This is a genomic window from Nonomuraea sp. NPDC050227, assembly GCF_044459705.1.
In the GTDB taxonomy this organism is placed as follows: domain Bacteria; phylum Actinomycetota; class Actinomycetes; order Streptosporangiales; family Streptosporangiaceae; genus Nonomuraea.
Genome location: NZ_JBITJF010000020.1, coordinates 100,976 through 115,993, shown reverse-complemented (window position 1 = coordinate 115,993; position 15,018 = coordinate 100,976). Strand labels below are relative to the sequence as shown.

General features: G+C 72.7%; 15 protein-coding genes. 11 read left to right on the top strand and 4 right to left on the bottom strand.

What is annotated here, in order from left to right; genetic code table 11:
• Positions 1-95 precede the first annotated feature (95 nt).
• On the bottom strand, positions 96-1,406 hold the full coding sequence (locus ACIBK9_RS50685) for a class I adenylate-forming enzyme family protein (RefSeq protein WP_397166528.1): 1,311 nt from the start codon (positions 1,404-1,406) through the stop codon (positions 96-98).
• 137 nt (positions 1,407-1,543) lie between these two features.
• Here ACIBK9_RS50685 and ACIBK9_RS50680 point away from each other — a divergent pair, with 137 nt between their 5' ends.
• The 8 genes from ACIBK9_RS50680 to ACIBK9_RS50645 all read left to right on the top strand — a co-directional run bounded on the left by ACIBK9_RS50680 (position 1,544) and on the right by ACIBK9_RS50645 (position 11,404).
• On the top strand, positions 1,544-3,034 hold the full coding sequence (locus ACIBK9_RS50680) for an MFS transporter (RefSeq protein WP_358298235.1): 1,491 nt from the start codon (positions 1,544-1,546) through the stop codon (positions 3,032-3,034).
• A 128-nt stretch (positions 3,035-3,162) separates the two neighbouring features.
• Complete coding sequence (locus ACIBK9_RS50675; protein WP_397166527.1) at positions 3,163-4,356, top strand: cytochrome P450; 1,194 nt, start codon at positions 3,163-3,165, stop codon at positions 4,354-4,356.
• A complete protein-coding gene (locus ACIBK9_RS50670; RefSeq protein WP_397166525.1) occupies positions 4,353-5,738 on the top strand; it encodes an acyl-CoA carboxylase subunit beta in 1,386 nt (461 codons plus the stop codon). Before ACIBK9_RS50675 ends, ACIBK9_RS50670 begins: the two co-directional genes overlap by 4 nt.
• 79 nt (positions 5,739-5,817) lie before the next feature.
• Positions 5,818-6,717, top strand: coding sequence for a DUF6039 family protein (locus tag ACIBK9_RS50665; protein WP_364412058.1), 900 nt, complete (start codon positions 5,818-5,820; stop codon positions 6,715-6,717).
• A complete protein-coding gene (locus tag ACIBK9_RS50660; RefSeq protein ID WP_397166524.1) occupies positions 6,714-8,450 on the top strand; it encodes an amino acid adenylation domain-containing protein in 1,737 nt (578 codons plus the stop codon). The genes ACIBK9_RS50665 and ACIBK9_RS50660 overlap by 4 nt, the downstream gene beginning before the upstream one ends.
• A 3-nt stretch (positions 8,451-8,453) precedes the next feature.
• Positions 8,454-9,398: a chlorinating enzyme gene (locus ACIBK9_RS50655; protein WP_397166523.1), complete on the top strand. Its 945-nt coding sequence runs from the start codon at positions 8,454-8,456 to the stop codon at positions 9,396-9,398.
• An 82-nt stretch (positions 9,399-9,480) separates the two neighbouring features.
• Positions 9,481-10,605, top strand: a complete 1,125-nt coding sequence (locus ACIBK9_RS50650; RefSeq protein ID WP_397166521.1) for an alpha/beta fold hydrolase — start codon at positions 9,481-9,483, stop codon at positions 10,603-10,605.
• A gap of 124 nt (positions 10,606-10,729) precedes the next feature.
• On the top strand, positions 10,730-11,404 hold the full coding sequence (locus ACIBK9_RS50645) for a Crp/Fnr family transcriptional regulator (RefSeq protein WP_397166519.1): 675 nt from the start codon (positions 10,730-10,732) through the stop codon (positions 11,402-11,404).
• Positions 11,405-11,501: 97 nt separating this feature from the next.
• On the opposite strand, the gene ACIBK9_RS50640 is transcribed toward ACIBK9_RS50645, so the two are convergent.
• Both ACIBK9_RS50640 and ACIBK9_RS50635 read right to left on the bottom strand, forming a co-directional pair.
• Positions 11,502-12,218 carry a PIG-L deacetylase family protein gene (locus ACIBK9_RS50640; RefSeq protein WP_352365061.1) on the bottom strand — a complete coding sequence of 239 codons (717 nt, stop codon included), beginning with the start codon at positions 12,216-12,218 and terminating at the stop codon, positions 11,502-11,504.
• Positions 12,219-12,247: 29 nt separating this feature from the next.
• Positions 12,248-12,940, bottom strand: a complete 693-nt coding sequence (locus tag ACIBK9_RS50635) for a DUF899 domain-containing protein (RefSeq protein WP_397166517.1) — start codon at positions 12,938-12,940, stop codon at positions 12,248-12,250.
• 164 nt (positions 12,941-13,104) lie between these two features.
• On the opposite strand from ACIBK9_RS50635, the gene ACIBK9_RS50630 reads away from it, so the two are divergent.
• The 3 genes from ACIBK9_RS50630 to ACIBK9_RS50620 all read left to right on the top strand — a co-directional run bounded on the left by ACIBK9_RS50630 (position 13,105) and on the right by ACIBK9_RS50620 (position 14,715).
• Positions 13,105-13,461 (top strand): BlaI/MecI/CopY family transcriptional regulator, encoded by a 357-nt coding sequence (locus tag ACIBK9_RS50630; protein ID WP_357994884.1) that lies wholly within the window; start codon positions 13,105-13,107, stop codon positions 13,459-13,461.
• On the top strand, positions 13,458-14,390 hold the full coding sequence (locus tag ACIBK9_RS50625; protein ID WP_397166515.1) for a M56 family metallopeptidase: 933 nt from the start codon (positions 13,458-13,460) through the stop codon (positions 14,388-14,390). Before ACIBK9_RS50630 ends, ACIBK9_RS50625 begins: the two co-directional genes overlap by 4 nt.
• A gap of 142 nt (positions 14,391-14,532) precedes the next feature.
• Positions 14,533-14,715 carry a hypothetical protein gene (locus ACIBK9_RS50620; protein WP_387665508.1) on the top strand — a complete coding sequence of 61 codons (183 nt, stop codon included), beginning with the start codon at positions 14,533-14,535 and terminating at the stop codon, positions 14,713-14,715.
• A 10-nt stretch (positions 14,716-14,725) separates the two neighbouring features.
• On the opposite strand, the gene ACIBK9_RS50615 is transcribed toward ACIBK9_RS50620, so the two are convergent.
• A complete protein-coding gene (locus ACIBK9_RS50615) occupies positions 14,726-15,013 on the bottom strand; it encodes a hypothetical protein (RefSeq protein WP_397166513.1) in 288 nt (95 codons plus the stop codon).
• Between the last annotated feature and the right edge of the window lie 5 nt (positions 15,014-15,018).

Here is a 15,018-nt window from a genome sequence, read left to right as displayed (position 1 = left end):
GATCACCCGTTCTACTGGATCTCCGTTCTCATGTCCCAGGTTCGGCCGAACACCTTGACTCGACCGCCAGCCGTCTTAACTTCCCGGCATTGCGGTTAGCCCGCCAGCACCCGCTTGAGCGTCTTGCCGATCGGCCCGCGCGGCAGCGACTTCGCGACCACGTACCGCGCCGGCCGCTCGGCCGGGTCCAGCCGGTCGGCGGCGAAGGCGCGCAGCTCGTCCTCGGGCACGGGCGAGCGCAGCACGACGGCCGCCGTGACGCCCTGCGGCCCCTGGAATGCGGCGGCCTCGACCACCTCGGGATGCCAGTGCAGGGCGTGCTCGACCCGCAGCGAGGAGATCCGGCGCCCGCCGGCGGTGATGACGTCGGCGGCCCGGTCGAAGAAGCGCAGCCGGCCCTTCCCGTCCAGTTCGCCCAGGTCGCCCATGTGGGTCCAGCCGTCGCGGAAGGTGCGCTCGTCGGCGGCGGCGTCGGTCAGGTAGTAGCGGCGGGGGGCGGCCGAGCGCAGGCAGATCTCGCCCGCGTCGGTGACCCGCACCTCGGTGCCCGCGCTCGGGCGGCCCAGCAGCCCCTCGTCGTCCGGCGTGGGCGGCGTCTCCACCGGGCGGTGCACGAAGGCGGGGGCCGACTCCGTCGAGCCGTAGCCGATGACGATCCGCACGCCCGGCAGCGCCCGCATGATCCGGGCCACCGTGGCCATCGGCACCGGCGCCGAGCCCAGCATGAGCGCCCGCAGGCCGGACAGGTCGTACCGCTCGTGCCAGCCGTGCGCCACCATCCGGGTCGCGGTGGACGGCGGGACGATCGCCATCGGCACCCGCAGCTTCTCCAGCATGCGGGCCACGTTCTCCGGCCCGAGGTCGGTCAGCACGTGCGTGGTCGCCGGGGCGGTCATCGCCGTCATCAGCGCGCTGTGCCCGGCGTTCGTGCCCAGCGGGACGGCGGCCAGCACCCCGTCCACGCCGGTGAACAGCTTCCCGCGGCCCTCGTGGCCGTAGGTGAGGTTCGCGACGGGGACCGCCACGGCCTTGGGACGGCCGGTCGTGCCCGAGGTGTAGAGGATCTCGGCGACGTCGTCGTCCCGGGCGCCCGCCGCGTCGCCCAACGGGCCGGGCAGCACCTGGCCCACCCCGCACTCGGCCAGCCGGGCGCGGACCTCCTCCTCCGGCAGCGCGGGCGGCAGCCCGAGCACGGTGCCGCCGGCCAGGTGCACGGCCACGGCGGCGACCGCGTGCCCGATCCAGTCGTCGTGCCGCAGCGCCGTCCTGACCGGGGCCAGCCGGGCGGCCAGCTCCTCCGACCGGGCGGTCCAGTCGGCCACCCGCAGCTCGCGCTCGCCGTCCACGACGAGTGCCACATGATCGCCCCGACGGGCGCTGACCAGTTCTGCCGGGTTCGTCGTCATGCGGCCGATGGTAGGAAGCCGGGCGCTCCCCGGATGCTCAGTGTTGAGCAGACCTGAGGGGCGCTTTCGTGTGGGCTGGAGTCGGCATGGGTCCGCGAAGAAGTGGGACGGCTGCCAAGAACAAGGGAGGCGATGACATGAACCAAACCGGTTCGAGTACGCGCGGCCAGCTGTTCGCCACCATCGGCGCACTCCTGGCCCTGGCGCTGGCGTCGATCGACGTCTCGGTGGTGGGGGCGGCGATGCCCCGGATCGCCGCCGACCTGCACGGCCTGTCGCTGTACGCGTGGGTGGGGGTCTCCTACGCCGTCGCGGCCGCCGTCGTCGTGCCGATCGCCGGGAAGCTCGGCGACATGTTCGGCCGCAAACCGGTGCTGCTCGTCGGCCTGGCGGGTTTCCTGGTGGCGTCGTGGTTGTGCGGCGCGGCCCAGACGATGCCCCAGCTCGTCGGCGCGCGAGGGCTGGCGGGGCTGTTCGGCGGCGTGCTGATGGCCAACGTCTTCACGCTGCTCGCCGACGTCTACACGCCGGAGCGCCGCACCCAGATGCAGGGCGTCTTCTTCGGCTTCTCCGGCCTCAGCATGGTGATCGGGCCGCCGCTCGGCGGGTTCATCACCGACAATTGGAGCTGGCGCTGGGTCTTCTACGTCAACGTGCCCATCGGGCTGCTCGCGATCGCCGCCGTGCTGATCGGCGTCCCGTTCGTGCGCAGCGGCGCGAGCTGGCGCGACATCGACTTCGCCGGCGTCGTCACGCTCGTGGCCGGGCTCGTCCCGATCCTGATCGGGCTCACGCTCACCGGCGACCGGCACGCCTGGACCTCGCCCGAGGTGCTGGCCCTGCTGATCGGCGGCGCCGTGCTGCTGGTGGCGTTCTACTTCGTCGAGACGCGGGTGGCCAAGAACCCGCTGGTGCCGTTCGCGCTGTTCCGGAGCAACCAGGTGTCCGTCATGGCCGTGGTGGCCTTCTTCTCCGCGTTCGCCATGATGGGCACGGCCTTCTACGTGCCGCTGCTCTACCAGGGCGTGCTCGGCGTGAGCGCGACCCACTCCGGCACGCTGCTGATCCCGATGATGCTCGGCCTGATGCTCATGGCCCCGATCGCCGGCAAGGCGATGACGGCCATGCCGCGCTACCGGCTGCTCGGCGTGTTCGCCATGGCCGCCATCGTCGCCGGGCTGCTGATCCTGTCGGCCGTCGGGCCGGACAGCGGGCAGGGCCTGCCGATCGTCGCCATGGTGCTCATCGGCGTCGGCATCGGCATCGCGTTCCCGATGGCCACGGCCGTCACGCAGAGCGCGATCCCGATGGAGCAGGTGGGCGTCGGCACCAGCCAGATCCAGTTCTGGCGGATGATCGCCGGGCCGGTCTCGCTGGCGATCCTCGGCTCGATCATGTCGTCCCGGCTCGGCGTCGCCGGTCAGGGTGGCGAGGGCGTCGCGCCGGCGGTGCTCGCCGACGCGCTGGGCGACCTGTTCCTGGCCTGCGCGATCGCGGTCGGCATCGGCCTGGTGGCCAGCCTCTTCCTGAAGGAGGTCCCGCTGCGCGACATGTCGATGGGCCGCTCGAAGGCGGGCAAGGCCGACCAGAAGGCCGCGCCCAACCAGGGGCGTGCCGCCAGGGCGTGACCCCGGAGCACCGGGTGGCGGGGCCGTGCGCGGCCCCGCCATCGCCATGTCCGCCCGTACCGGCCTGCACGCACGGGCCTGCTCACAGTTGAGCAGACGCGGGCGGGCGCGCGGGCGAGGCTGCTGGCATGGACTCCTACCCCATCCCCAGGACGTGCCCGCTGGATCCGCCGTCCGAATACCGGGACCTGCAGGCGGGGCGGCCCATCACGCGCGTCCGGCTGGACTTCGACGGGAGCGAGGTCTGGCTGGTGACGCGGTACGAGGACGCCCGCGCCGTGCTCGGCGACGCCCGGTTCAGCTCCGACTTCGCCACCCCCGGTTTCCCGGCCCGGCTCACCTCGCAGCCTCCGGGGCCGGGCACCTTCATCAGGATGGACCCCCCCGACCACTCGCGGCTGCGCCGCCTGCTGCTGCCGGAGTTCAACCGCAGGCGGGTCGAGGCGCTGCGCCCGGCCATCCGGCGCATCACCGAGGCGCTCGTCGACGAGATGGCCGCCCAGGGCCCGCCGGCCGACCTGGTCCAGACGCTGGCCCTGCCGCTGCCCTCCCAGGTCATCACCGAACTGCTCGGGGTGCCGTACGAGGACCGCGACTACTTCCACGAGACCACCAAGGTCATCGGCGACCGCAACGTGGAGCCCGAGCAGCGCATGAAGGTCCGCGAGGACCTGCGCCACTACCTGGAGCGGCTGGTCGCCGAGCGCGAGCAGCGGCCCGCCGACGACCTGCTCAGCCGCCTGGGCGCCCACCGCGAGGCGGCCAAGGTCAGCCGGGAGGAGGTCGTCGGCATCGCCACGCTGCTGATGGTGGCCGGCTACGAGACCATCGCCAACCAGATCGGCGTGGGCACCGTGGCGCTGCTGGAGAACCCCGAACGCCTGGCCGAGCTGCGCGAACGTCCCGAGGCGCTGCCCGCCGCCATCGAGGAGATCATCCGCCACCAGACCGTCATCGACTACGGCGCCCGCCGCGCGGCCACCGCCGACGTCGAGGTCGGCGGCAGGCTGATCAGGAAGGGCGAGGGCGTGGTCGTCGTGCTGGCCGCGGCCAACCGCGACGAGGAGGTGTGGGCCGACCCCGACCGGCTGGACTTCGGCCGCTTCGGCGACCTCGCCGACCGGCAGGAGCACCTGTCCTTCGGCTTCGGCATCCACCAGTGCATGGGCCAGCTCCTGGCCCGCGCCCAGTTGGAGATCGCCTGGTCCACGCTGTTCGCCCGGCTCCCGGGGCTGCGCCTCGCGGTGCCGCTGGAGGCGGTGCCCTTCCGCTCCGACATGTTCGTGTACGGCGTGCACGCCCTCCCGGTGACCTGGGGATGAACCGCGACCCGCGGGACCGGGTCCGCGCGCTCTTCGACCCAGGGACCGTCCGGCCGCTGCCCGGCGACGACGACGGCGACGACGGCTGCGGCGTGCTCGCCGCCCGCGGCTGCATCGGCGGCGGACCGGCCGTCGCCTACGCCACCGACCCCGGCCGGATGGGCGGCGCGATGGGCGCCGAGGGCTGCGCCCGCATCGTCCGGGCCATCGACCTCGGCGTCCGGGAGCGGGCGCCCGTCGTCGGCCTCTGGCACTCCGGCGGCGCCCGGCTGGGCGAGGGCGTCACCGCGCTCGACGGCGTCGGCCAGGTGTTCGCCGCGATGGTCCGGGCCTCCGGCGCCGTCCCGCAGATCTCCGTCGTGCTCGGCCCGGCCGCCGGCGGCGCGGCCTACGGCCCGGCCCTCACCGACGTGGTGATCATGAGCGAGAGCGGGCGCGTCTTCGTCACCGGCCCGGACGTCGTCCGCAAGGTCACCGGCGAGGACGTCGACATGGAACGGCTCGGCGGCCCCGACCCGCACAGCAGGCGCAGCGGCCTGGCCCACCTCACCACCCCGGACGACGAGGGCGCCGTCGCCGCCGCCCGCCGGGTCACCACCCTGCTCGGCGGCCAGGGCGAGCTGCGCCCCTGGGAGGCCCGCGACGACCCCGAGCTCGGCGGCCTGCTCCCCGAACGCGCCAGGCGCGCCTACGACGTGCACCCGATCGTCGCCCGGCTGCTCGACGGCCCCGGCGAGGAGCTGCATCCGAAGTGGGCGCCCAACCTCGTCACCACGCTCGGCCGGCTGACCGGCAGGACCGTCGGCGTCATCGCCAACAACCCGCTGCGCAAGGGGGGCTGCCTCGACGCGGCGGCGGCCGAGAAGGCCGCGCGGTTCGTCCGCATGTGCGACTCGCTGGGCGTGCCGCTCGTCGTGCTCGTGGACGTGCCCGGCTACCTGCCCGGCGTCCGGCAGGAGTGGGACGGTGTGGTCCGGCGCGGCGCCAAGCTGCTGCACGCCTTCGCCGAGGCCGTCGTGCCCCGGGTGACGCTCGTGCTGCGCAAGTCCTATGGCGGCGCGTACGTCGCCATGAACTCCCGCGCCCTGGGCGCCTCCGCGGTCTACGCCTGGCCCACCGCCGAGGTGGCCGTCATGGGCGCCGAGGCCGCCGTGGACATCCTGCACCGCAGGAAGCTGCGCGACGGCCCGCGGGACGGGCGCGAGGAGCTGCGCCGCCGGCTCGTCGCCGAGCACGAACGCGAGGCCGGCGGCGTCGGCAAGGCCGTGGAGATCGGCGTCGTGGACGAGGTGATCGAGCCGGCCGGCACCCGGCGGCGGCTCGCCGAGGCCCTGCTCAAGGCCGTGCCGCTGCGCGGCGACCACACCAACATCCCGCTGTGAAGCCCCTGCTCACTATTGAGCAGGCAGCACGGCGGGCCCTCATTAGCGTGACGAACAAGCCGACAGACGGAGTGGAACGATGACCAACCCGAATCCCGTCATCCCGCCGGCCGAGCAGCAGACCTCGGTGCCCGCGGCGGATCTGATCAACTCGGCCACGGCCGGCGTGATCGTCGAGCGGACCGCGCAGGTCAGGAACGGCTCCCACGCCAAGGGGCGCAAGTTCGCCCGCATGATGGCCGAGATGGTGACCGCCAAGCAGGTGGGCGTCGCCAGCGTCTTCCTGTACGAGGAGACGTTCGGGACCAAGGACCGGCTGCACTGGCTGATCCACCTCAGCTCGCTGCACGCCTACGAGCAGATGGTGCACATGGGCACCTCCGACGACGAGTACCGCGACAACACCGCCGACAGCGGCTGGGACGAGATCTTCGTCGACGGCAGCATGACCGAGACCGTGCTGCTGCCCCAGTTCTGGGGCATGTACGGGACCGCGGTCGACGGCGAGCGCGAGAAGCAGTCCACGGTCTACCTGCAGCAGGGCGAGATCACCGGGCTGCCCGGCGCCCGTGAGCAGGTGCCGCAGCCCTACGAGCAGCTCGTCCACTCGGGCAACTGCGGCCTGCTGCTGCACCGGACCGCGCAGCTCGACTACGACTTCCGGTCCGAGGGGCGCACGTTCGCCCGCGAGGCCGCCGAGTCCATCAACGAGAACCTGCCCGGCGAGGCCACCGTCTTCGTCTACGAGGAGGCCTTCGGCGCGGCCGACCGCATCCACTGGCTGATCCACATGAAGTCGCTGAGCACCTACTACAAGGTCCTGGCGCTGCACGTGAAGGACGAGAAGGTGCGGGACCTGTACTTCCAGCAGCGCATCGCGCCCGAGCGCGGCGGCGGCACCTGGGCCAGGATGTTCGTACCGGGGAGCATGCACGACACCGGCCTCACCCCGCACCACTGGGGGATGTACGCGACATGATCGGCCGCTGCCTGCACGAGATCTTCGCCGAGCGCGCCGCGAAGGCCCCCGACCGGATCGCCGTGACCTGCGGCGCCGAGGAGATCACCTACGGAGACCTGGACGCCCGCGCCGACCGGCTGGCCTGCCTGCTGCAGGCCGCGGGGACCGGCCCCGGCGTGCTGGTGGGGCTGTGCGCCGACCGCGGCATCGACCTGGTGGCCGGGCTGCTCGCGATACTCAAGGCGGGCGGCGCGTACGTGCCGATCGACCCCGGCTACCCGGCGGGGCGGATCGCGTACCTGCTGGAGGACAGCGGGGTCCGCACGGTCGTCACGACGTCCGGGGTGGCCGGCCGGCTCGGCGGCGTCCTGCCCGGCGAGGTCGTGCTCGCCGACGCCGAGCCGCCCGAGGGACGCCCCGCGGCCACGGCCCGCGACGAGGACCTGGCCTACGTCATCTACACCTCGGGCTCGACCGGCGCGCCCAAAGGGGTGCTGGTCGAGCACCGCAACGTCGTGCGCCTGCTGGAGCGGACCGAGCAGTGGTTCGGCTTCGGCGACGACGACGTCTGGACGCTCTTCCACTCCGTCAGCTTCGACTTCTCGGTGTGGGAGCTCTGGGGCGCGCTGCTGTACGGCGGCCGGCTGGTGATCGTCCCGGCCGAGGTGGCCAGGTCGCCAGAGTCGCTGCGCCGGCTGCTGGTGGCGGAGGGCGTCACCGTGCTGAACCAGACGCCCTCCGCGTTCCGGCACCTGGTGGCGGCCGACGCCCGGCAGGAGGAGCCGTCGCCGTACCGGCTGCGCCGGATCGTCTTCGGCGGCGAGCGGCTGGACGTCGAGCTGCTGGCCCCGTGGATCGACCGCTACGGCGACGAGCGCCCGCAGCTCGTCAACATGTACGGCATCACCGAGACCACCGTCCACGTGACCTACCGCCGCGTCCGCGCGGCCGACCTCGACCACCCGGAGCTGAGCCCGATCGGCGTGCCCATCCCGGACCTGCGCCTCGATGTGCTCGACGAGCACGGACGCCCGGCGACCACAGGGAACCTGCACGTCTCGGGCCCCGGGCTCGCCCGCGGCTACCTGGACCGGCCCGAGCTGACCGCCGAGCGGTTCAGGGTCGCGCCGGACGGCGGCCGCCGCTACGACTCCGGCGACGTCGTCACCCGCCTGCCCGGCGGCGAGTACGCCTACCTCGGGCGGTCCGACGACCAGATCAAGGTCCGCGGGTTCCGCCTGGAGCCCAGGGAGATCGAGCTGTGCCTGCTCGGCCATCCGGGGGTCGCCCACGCGGTGGTGGCCCACCGCGACTACGGCGAGGGCGACGTCCGGCTGCTGGCCTTCGTCGTGCTGGACGGCGATCCGGGGCCGGACCTGATCGACCAGCTCACCGAGCGGGCCGCGAGCCGGTTGCCGGCGCACGCCCGCCCGTCCACCTACCACATCGTGTCGGAGATCCCCATGACGCCGCAGGGAAAGGCGGACCGCGCCGCTCTGGCCAGGTCCGCGCAGGCATCGTCGGCCGCCAAGGTCGTGCAGCGCATCGCCGAGGACGTGCTCGAACGCGACGAGGTGCCACCCCGGGTGGACCTGTTCGACCTGGGCGCGACCTCGCTGGCGATGACCCGCATCATCGCCCAGGTGAACGAGCGCTTCGGGCTGGAGCTGACGGGACGCGAGCTGGAGGAGGAGGCGTCGGTCGCCGCCCTGGCCTCCTGCGTCGAGGAACGACTGACCGTGAGGGGATAGACCATGCACGAGACCACCGTCCGGGGCGAGTACTCGATGACCCCCGAGGAGCTGAAGAGCTTCCACACCCAGGGCTACTTCGGCCCGTTCAAGGTCTACGAGATCGACGAGATGCGCCAGAACTGGCGGCGCGAGCGCATGCGTCTCATGGACCGCAGCAACGCCGTCTACCGCGACGACGCCGCCTCGGGCAACACCAACATCTCCAACTACGACCGGCACCTGGACTCGCCCTTCCTGGCCGACCACATCAGCCGGCCGCAGATCGTGGACCGCGTGGTCAGCGTGCTCGGCCCGGACGTGCTCTGCTGGCGCACCGAGTTCTTCCCCAAGTACCCCGGGGACGAGGGCACCGACTGGCACCAGGCCGACACCTTCGCCAACGCCTCCGGCAAGCCGCAGATCGTCTGGCCGCAGGCGGAGGAGTTCGGCGGCACGATCACCGTCTGGACCGCCTTCACCGAGGCGAACGAGGACACCGGGTGCCTGCAGTTCATCCCCGGCACCCACGAGACGATGTTCTACGACGAGACCAAGCGCATGCACTACGACCCCAACAAGATCAACCAGGAGGACAAGGACGGCGTCCGGCGCGGCTTCTTCGGCTACGACTACCGCGACCTGCAGATCGACCCCGACTGGAAGCCCGACGAGTCGCAGGCCGTCTCCATGGTGATGAGGCCGGGCGAGGCCATCCTGTTCTGGTCGACGCTCATGCACGCCTCGCTGCCGCACAAGGGCCTGACCGACGAGATGCGCCTGGGGTTCGCCGCCCGGTACGTCCCGACCAAGGTGGACGTCTACCCGGACACCGACGAGATCGAGGAGTACGGCGGCCGGGTCAGCCTCGACCGGTACGGCGCCGTCCTGGTCACCGGGCAGAACACCAACCCCAACAACCGGATCGCCACGGCCACCACCACCGGCCACCCCTTCACCACCCGATGAGGCCCGCCGTGACCTCCCGAATCCCACGGCGCGCGGTGACCCGCGCGCCCTCTGACGATCCACGGAATGCGGTGATCTTCTCGTGGCCGCCGAACTGAGACGTCTGACCCGGGCCGTGCAGGACGCGCGGCCGCTGGTGGACGTCCTGCGGCATCCGGTGCGCCTGGCCGGCCCGCCCGGCCTCGCCTCCCTCCTGGGCCGTGTGACCCGACGGCTGGTCGCACCGGAGTTCGCCCTGGCCGACCACGACTCGCTCGACACCTTCGAACGCCTGGTCAGCGACCATCTCGCGCTCCATGACGGCATGGGCGAGGACCTGCCGCCGGCCGCCGTCGACGAGGTCGTGGACGGCGCGGCCCGGGACGGCTTCGAGGGGCTGTGCACGCGCGAGGAGGTCGTGCCGGCGGACGGGGGCCCGCCGCTGCCCGCCTACGCGGCCGGCGACCCGCAGGCCCCGGCCGTCGTGATCGTGGCCGCCTGCGGCATGCCGGCCCGCCTGTGCGAGCAGTGGATGCGGTTCCTGTCCCGCACCCATCACGTCCTCACCTGGGAGACCCGCGCGTTGTTCGGGCCGGACCCCTCGGCGGAGCCGGACGCGGGGGTGCCGGCGCAGGCCGGTGACCTCTTCGCGGTCATGGACCATTTCGGCGTCCGGCGGGCGCACCTGATGTGCCTGTGCGGCGGGGCCGTCATCGGCCTGGCCGCCGCGCACCTCGATCCCGGCCGCGTCGGTTCGCTCAGCCTGTGGCACGGCGACTTCGCCGCCGTGAAGGGCGCCGACCGGACCCACCACCAGCAGAACCTGGTGGGGCTCATGGAGATGGCCGCGGCCGGCCCCGACCGGGCCGCCGCCATCCATCCCGTGCTCTGCCAGACGATGCTCTCCTCGGTGCCGCCCGACCTGGCGCACCTGGTGGTCTACCCGTACGCGACGCCCGAGCTGCTGCACCGCTACTGCCGCCTGAACGGCGAGATCATGACGACGGACGTGAGCCCCTGGCTGGCCGGGATCGACCGGCCCGTCCTGGTGGTCTCCAGTCACGACGACGAGACCGCCCACCCGGCGGGCTCGAAGGCGGTGGCGGCGGCGCTGCCGGACGCCGTCCTGCATCTGCGGGCGCACGGCGACCACATATCGCTGTTCAAAGGTGACCCGGAGTTGATGGATATGGCCCGGGACTTTATTGACTCCGCGGCCGTCCGATAACAGCCGAAATCCGCTTCCAGGTAATTCTCCGGACATATCAGAGAATTATGGGGCGCCTTGTTAATCAGTCGATTGATGGGTAGGGGCAACGACGACATGAAATGAATTCCGAGGGGCGGGGTAAATGAAGTCATCGGACGCTGCGCAACTGAGAGCCGGGCTCCGCTCCTTCATCTCGCGGGAAACGTCGGGCGCCTGCTCGATCCGGGTGCCGAGACGCACCAACATCTACAACTGCGGCCAGCGCGACAGCAACATCTACGTGATCGAGAGCGGTCAGGTCAAGACCCAGATGTACGCGCGCTGCGGCAAGGAATGCCTGCTCTCGATCTTCACCGCCGGCGACATCTTCGGTGAGTCCTCCCTGCTCGGGGCCGAACGCAGCGAGACGGCCACCGCCATGCGGACCACCTGGGTGCGCCGCATTCCGGCCGCCCGATTCCGCGCCGCCATGGCCGAGAACGAACTCATGGACGGATTCATCGACTATCTCGCGCTACGCCTGCGGGAACAGCAGGAAGTGATCGCGACAATGGTCACGATGGACAGCGAGCAGCGCCTGGCCTCCGTTCTGCTGCGCTTATCCAGAAAGATCGGTAAGCGCCGTGCCCCGAATGTGCGGGCCATCGAGGAACGCATCACCCAGGAAGAACTCTCCGGCATGGTCGGCACCACCCGGTCGCGCGTCGGATTCTTCCTCAAACGATTCAAGGACGCCGGCCTGGTCCTGCCCACCTCGGACCCGTACCTGGTCGTGGACGAGGAACGCCTGGCCGAGTACGTCGACGAGGTCAACTGACGGCCGGCGAGGTCAACCGACGGCCGGCGAGGTCGGCTGACGGCCGGCGAGCCGCCCCCGGCCCGGTCCGCGCGCGGCGGGCCGGGCCGGGCGGCGTTCAGCAGGAGATCAGCTCGAACGGCACCGCCGGCCGGCCGCCGAACCGCTGACCCGCGGCGTTCACGAACCCCTCCAGCGGCACCCGGGCCCCGCCCGGCGGCACCCCCAGCGCCGACAGGTACGCCGCGTGCGCCTCGACCGAGGCCAGCGCCGCGTCCAGGTGCCCGGTCACGTCCACCGCGTGCGTCGGCCGCACGGAACCGGCGATCGCCACGTACTTGACGCCGCCCCACGGCTCGGCCCCCGCGTCGGGCAGGATCCAGCGGTTGCCCGCGTCGAGGACCGCGTCCAGCACGGCCCGGCCGGTGACGCGGTGGTCGGGGCTGTTCCACTTCCCGGTGAAGGTGAAGTCGTGGTGGTTGAAGGTGATCACCAGCTCGGGCCGGTGCCGGCGCAGCGCCGCCACCAGATCGTGCCGGAGCCGGGGGGAGTGCTCGATCCCGCCGTCGGGATGGTCGAGGAACTCGACCGACGAGACGCCGACGATGGCGGCGCTCGCCCGCTGCTCCTCCTCCCGCACCTTGCGCGCCTGGTCCGGGGGCATCGAGTCGATGCCCGCCTCGCCGCGGGTGAGCAGGAGGTAGCCGACCTGCTTGCCGGCCCCGGTCCAGGCGGCCACGGCGCCGGCGCTGCCGAACTCCATGTCGTCGGGGTGGGCCACGACGGCCAGTGCTCTCGTCCAGTCATCGGGCATGGGCTGTAAGTCGTCCGTCATGTCATTCCCCCTGACATGACGGAAGATCGCTAAACCTGATCGTCCGGCCCGTAGCGGCGGGCGATGTCCTGAGAGGAGGGCCAGCGGCTGTAGGCCGGTGAGCGCGGCCAGCCGTCGGGGGAGTCCTGCCACTCCTCCTGCCGCCCGTACGGCAGCAGGTCGATCAGCGCGAAGGTGTGCGTGAGCTGCTCGGTGCCCCGGCCGTCGGTGTGCCAGGTGCGGTACACCGCGTCGCCGTCGCGCAGGAACACGTTCACGGCGAAGCCCGCGCCGGGCGGCGCGCCGACGTCGGCCCCGAACGGGCTGCCGGCCGTCGAGTACCAGGTCATCCGGTTGCCGACCCGCCGCCGGTAGGCCAGTGCCTCCTCGATCGGGCCCTGGGTGACGACGACGAACCGGGCGTCGTAGTCGTCCAGGAACTCCAGGCGGGTGAACTGCGCGGTGAACCCCGTGCATCCCGGGCACTGCCACTCCTTGCCGGGGAACCACATGTGGTTGTAGACGATCAGCTGCCGCCTGCCGTCGAAGACGTCCGCCAGCCGGACCGGCCCGTCCTCGCCCTCCAGGACGTAGTCGGGCATGCGCACCATCGGCAGGCGACGGCGCTGGGCGGCGATGGCGTCGAGCTCACGGGTGGCGGCCTTCTCCCTGGCCCGCAGCTCGTCGAGGCGGAGCCGCCAGGTCTCGGCGTCGACGACGGGCGGTAGTGCGTTCGCGCTCATGGTCCCTCACTGTTCGGTCGCGGCCTGCGATGCACAGGGACAGACCCGCCGCGGACGCGAAACTCATCGGCGGCCCCGCATCCCGCCGAGCTCGCCCGCACGGACTCCTGAGCACGTCCGGGCGGTAGCCTTCTACCTCGGGTAGAACCCGGCAGGAGGCGCGGATGCAACTCGGCAATCTCGAACGGTCGATCATGGAAGCCCTGTGGCGGCATCCTCAGGGCATGTTCGCCCACGACCTCGCGGCCGGCCTGCCCTCCCAGCCCGCCGTCACGACGGTGCTGACCGTGCTGATGCGCCTGGCGAACAAGGGCATGGTCGCCCGCGAGCGCGTCGGCCGGGCCCACCTCTACAAGGCCACCGCGGGCAAGGACGCCTTCGTCGCCGAAGCCATGCGCGCGGCGCTGGCGGAGGCCGGCGACGTGGTGGCGGCCGTGCAGCGGTTCGTCGGCACGGTGACGCCCGAGGTGGCCGCGGCGCTGCGCGAGGCGCTGGAGGAGCAGGACGGACCGGCGCGGTGATCGCCTGGTTCGTCGCCGCCGGGGTGGCGCTGCTGCCGGTGACGCTGGGCGGCCGCGTCGCCCGCGCGCTGGCCGGAGCGGGCTGGTCATATCGTTGCCCGCGGGCGGCGCTGGCGCTCTGGCAGGCCATCGGGCTCGGCGCGGGCCTGGGCGCGGTCGGCCTCGGGCTGGTGGCCGCGGTCGCGCCACTGGCGGCGGTGTTCCCGCACGGCATGCACACGCTGCTGCGGCAGATCGTCAGCGGCCACGGGCTGGACGGCCTCGGCCCGCTGCACCTGCTGGCCCTGGCCTGGTCGGCGGGCCTGCTGAGCTGGCTGGCCGGGCACACGGCGCGGGCCACGGCCAAGACCCTTCGCGAGCGGCGGCGGCAGCGCCTGCTGGTCGACGTGGTGGCCGACCACCATCCGGCCTACGACGCCTACGTGCTGCCGATGGCCGGGCAGGTGGCCTACTGCGTGCCGGGCAGACGCCGGCGCATCGTGCTGAGCCAGGGCACCCTCGACGCGCTGGCGCCGGCCGAGCTGCGGGCCGTCCTGGAGCACGAGCGGGCGCACGCGCGCGGCCGTCACCACCTGGCCCTGCTGCCGTTCGTGGCGTTGTCGCACGCGTTCTCGTGGCTGCCCGCCGCGCGCACGGCCCGCGAGGCGGTGGCCGTGCTGCTGGAGATGATCGCCGACGACCACGCCCGCCGCGTGCACGGAGAGCTGCCTCTGGCGCGGGCCCTGGTACGCATGGCGGCCGGTGGCGCTTCGCCGGGGGCGGCCACGTTCGCCCTGGCCGACGCCGGTGTGATGGAACGGCTGGAGCGCCTGCTCGACGGGCGCGGCCGGCCCCGCTGGGTGTCGGCGGCGGCCTACTCGGCGGCCGTCCTGCAGCTGAGCGGGCCCCTGGCGGTGCTGATCGCGCCGCTGGTCTGCTTCGCCCTCTAGCGGCCCTGATCCTGATCGCGGCCGCGGTCGTCCTGGTGCGCCCCCTGCCGGGCCGGACCAGGCCGCCTTCGCCGCCGAGTTCGACGGCCAGGTCCAGACGTTCTGCGTATCCTGGGCAGGCCGCCCGGAAAGAGGTGTCCCTGTGTACGAGATCGTGGCCGCTCTCGCGCCTCCCGTCGTGGTCGGCGGAGCCTTCATCGTCGGCGTCGTCCACCTGGTGCGCGCCGAAGGGCGGGCCAAGGCCGCCGAAGCCCGGGCCGCGCGCGAGCGGGCGGCGGCCACGCCCGACCCCGGACAGCAGCCGGAGCCGCGGGCCGACGGCTGACCCCGCGCCGCTACCGGCCGGGCTCGTCGCCGCCGGGCCGCACGTGCCCGGTGTGCCCGCCGCCCGCCTCGGCCGCGTAGCGGAGCAGGTGGCGGGCGGACGCCTCCAGATCGGCGGCGGCGGTCACGCACGCCGCCAGATGGGCGGTCACCGCCGAGCGCAACCAGGCAGGCGTCCCGTCGCCCGCCTTCAGCCCCGCCTCGACGGCGCGCAGCCGCTCGGCGCAGGCGGCGAGGGCGCGGGCGTCCGCGCGCAGGACTTCGGCGTGCGCGACGATCGCGGCGATCCGGGCGGGCATGGCTC

Bases quoted from the DNA above. Each gene is read 5' to 3' on its own strand.
- ACIBK9_RS50685 (WP_397166528.1), bottom strand. From the start codon at position 1,406: ATGACGACGAACCCGGCAGAACTGGTCAGCGCCCGTCGGGGCGATCAT.
- ACIBK9_RS50680 (WP_358298235.1), top strand. From the start codon at position 1,544: ATGAACCAAACCGGTTCGAGTACGCGCGGCCAGCTGTTCGCCACCATC.
- ACIBK9_RS50675 (WP_397166527.1), top strand. From the start codon at position 3,163: ATGGACTCCTACCCCATCCCCAGGACGTGCCCGCTGGATCCGCCGTCC.
- ACIBK9_RS50670 (WP_397166525.1), top strand. From the start codon at position 4,353: ATGAACCGCGACCCGCGGGACCGGGTCCGCGCGCTCTTCGACCCAGGG.
- ACIBK9_RS50665 (WP_364412058.1), top strand. From the start codon at position 5,818: ATGACCAACCCGAATCCCGTCATCCCGCCGGCCGAGCAGCAGACCTCG.
- ACIBK9_RS50660 (WP_397166524.1), top strand. From the start codon at position 6,714: ATGATCGGCCGCTGCCTGCACGAGATCTTCGCCGAGCGCGCCGCGAAG.
- ACIBK9_RS50655 (WP_397166523.1), top strand. From the start codon at position 8,454: ATGCACGAGACCACCGTCCGGGGCGAGTACTCGATGACCCCCGAGGAG.
- ACIBK9_RS50645 (WP_397166519.1), top strand. From the start codon at position 10,730: ATGAAGTCATCGGACGCTGCGCAACTGAGAGCCGGGCTCCGCTCCTTC.
- ACIBK9_RS50640 (WP_352365061.1), bottom strand. From the start codon at position 12,218: ATGACGGACGACTTACAGCCCATGCCCGATGACTGGACGAGAGCACTG.
- ACIBK9_RS50635 (WP_397166517.1), bottom strand. From the start codon at position 12,940: ATGAGCGCGAACGCACTACCGCCCGTCGTCGACGCCGAGACCTGGCGG.
- ACIBK9_RS50630 (WP_357994884.1), top strand. From the start codon at position 13,105: ATGCAACTCGGCAATCTCGAACGGTCGATCATGGAAGCCCTGTGGCGG.
- ACIBK9_RS50615 (WP_397166513.1), bottom strand. From the start codon at position 15,013: ATGCCCGCCCGGATCGCCGCGATCGTCGCGCACGCCGAAGTCCTGCGC.